The organism is Limosilactobacillus coleohominis, assembly GCF_016901675.1.
Lineage (GTDB): Bacteria > Bacillota > Bacilli > Lactobacillales > Lactobacillaceae > Limosilactobacillus > Limosilactobacillus intestinavium.
This window is the reverse complement of sequence record NZ_JACJKU010000122.1, coordinates 1-2,182: the sequence shown is the minus strand read 5'-3', so window position 1 is coordinate 2,182 and position 2,182 is coordinate 1. Positions and strand designations below refer to the sequence as shown.

At 33.4% G+C, this 2,182-nt stretch carries 2 protein-coding genes; both read left to right on the top strand.

What is annotated here, in order from left to right; genetic code table 11:
• The first annotated feature begins 373 nt into the window (after nt 1–373).
• On the top strand, nt 374–1,369 hold the full coding sequence (locus H5975_RS07865) for an Abi family protein (RefSeq protein WP_239473180.1): 996 nt from the start codon (nt 374–376) through the stop codon (nt 1,367–1,369).
• A gap of 139 nt (nt 1,370–1,508) precedes the next feature.
• Nucleotides 1,509–2,093 carry a phage integrase SAM-like domain-containing protein gene (locus H5975_RS07860; protein ID WP_239473179.1) on the top strand — a complete coding sequence of 195 codons (585 nt, stop codon included), beginning with the start codon at nt 1,509–1,511 and terminating at the stop codon, nt 2,091–2,093.
• Nucleotides 2,094–2,182: the final 89 nt, after the last annotated feature.

Below are 2,182 nucleotides of genomic sequence, written 5' to 3'. Positions count from 1 at the left end.
CTATCGTAAGGCCTTCTACCAAGAGATATCACAGCTCCATCAACCAATAATCAATTGGTCAGTATTATTTATTTGAGTCCAGTGGCTAACTTATTCTTGAAATTTAGGTATTGGAACAAAAACATATAAAGTAAAATAAATAAAAAAACATCCATCCCCTGCTGGTACAGAAAACGGAGTAAAACACATATAAAAGTAAATAAAATGTAAACAAAAGTATTACTAAACTATAAGAAAAGTTAATCAATTTATTGACATCCCTGTTATTATCTGTGATAATACAGGTAATCAAGTTAAGTGATTGCTATGCAATCGTACCGAAAGGGATGTGCACTTTGTGCATGTCCCTTTTGTGATTTATGGAGAATTTATTATGATGGAGAATTCAGATAAACCATTTAGAAGTATTGATCAACAAATAAACAAACTGAAAAAACAACGTGGATTACTATTTCAGGACGAGCAGTGGGCTAGTCATTTATTGTTAAGCTATGGCTACTATGAAATAATTAACGGTTACAAATACCATTTTATGAAAGACAAGACGAATGATGATGCCGGTTTTATTAAAGGCACAACGTTCGAACAAGTATATCAATTATTTAATTTTGATAGGTTTTTGCGAAGTCAGGTTATGTCAGCACTTGAAACGTTTGAACTTAGTTTAAGGCAGTCTATAGCTTACACAATAAGCAAATCAATTTCTGATAAGCAAGAAGAATATTTGTCAAGAAGATGCTATCGTACAGGGCGCCGTCAATATATTCATTCTGCACATAGGGAATTATATCCAATTGATCATCTATTAAATATATTGAACAGAATCACTCATGCTAATTCAGAACCGTTTAGGCATTATCGAGAAGATCATGGGAATGTACCACCTTGGATTATCGTGAAAAAGTTAAACTTTGGAAGTTTAATTTGGTGGTTTAGATTATTAAAAAGTAACGAAAAAAATTTAGTAGTAGCAAGGATGTTAGGACAAGATGTAAATCTGATTAAACAAACCCCAGCATTTAAAAGTGCAGTGTCAAATCTTCTATCATTATATCTAGACTATCGCAATACTGCTGCTCACGGTGGTCGAATTTATAATCACTTTTCCAATGATCATGAATTAATATATAATGCTCTTCTTCATGGAATCATAGGCGTTACAAATGAGGATTATCGTCAAGGCAAAGGTCATAGTCACCTTGGCGTAGTTTTAAAGTCATTACAGTTATTCGATAACAAGGATCCATATAGCGAATTAAAAATTGGCATCAATGTTTATTTAAAAAACTACTTAAAACTATATCCACAAGATAAAGAATATCTATTGAACACCATGGAATTAAATGATGATGATATTGATTTAGATTAAATATCGTAAACTAAAAAAAATCCATTCCCTGCTGGCACAGAGAATGGACATGGGTTGATAAAGTATTGGCGTACGCTATCAACCCTTCAATTATAGCATAATTGGAGGTCTTTTATTATGGCTTCATTTAGTAAGAAATTTGATAAATGGCAGGCACGTATTACTTGGTACGATCCTGACGGAAATCGTCACTATAAATCAAGGAATAGATATTGGTAAACAAATCAGTTTCTATGATTATTTTTGCCGTTGGGTGGAAATATATAAAGAACCTAAAGTTAGTCACGTTTCATTGGTCCGATATGAAACTACCGAGAAAGATGTTAAGGCTTTCTTCGGGAATACTTATATCAAAGACATTACGCGGGTGCAATATCAGGATTTCATCAATCACTTTGGCGCTAACCATGCGCCTTCTACAGTTCAAAAAATCAATGGTTTTATCCGAGCGTGTGTAAAGTCGGCCATTTTGGATGATTACTTAATTAAAGACTTTACTCAAAATGTGGAATTGGTTGCTAATAAAGACAGAATTAAAAAAGTTGAATACCTTAATCTTGCGGAAATTAAAAAATTAAGGCTCTGGTTAACTAAGAATCTTAATCCTGACTATACAAGTCGCTATATGATTCTCACCGCCATTTATACCGGCATGCGTTTATCAGAAATTCAAGCTATAACGTGGAAGGATATTGATATCAATAAGGCAGATTGCAAGAAATAACTTGAACGAATTTAATGACGTAAATTAAGCAGGAAGATCTCGATTGGTGTGCGCCAGTTAAGACATTTAAGTGGCCGGGAATTCAGATA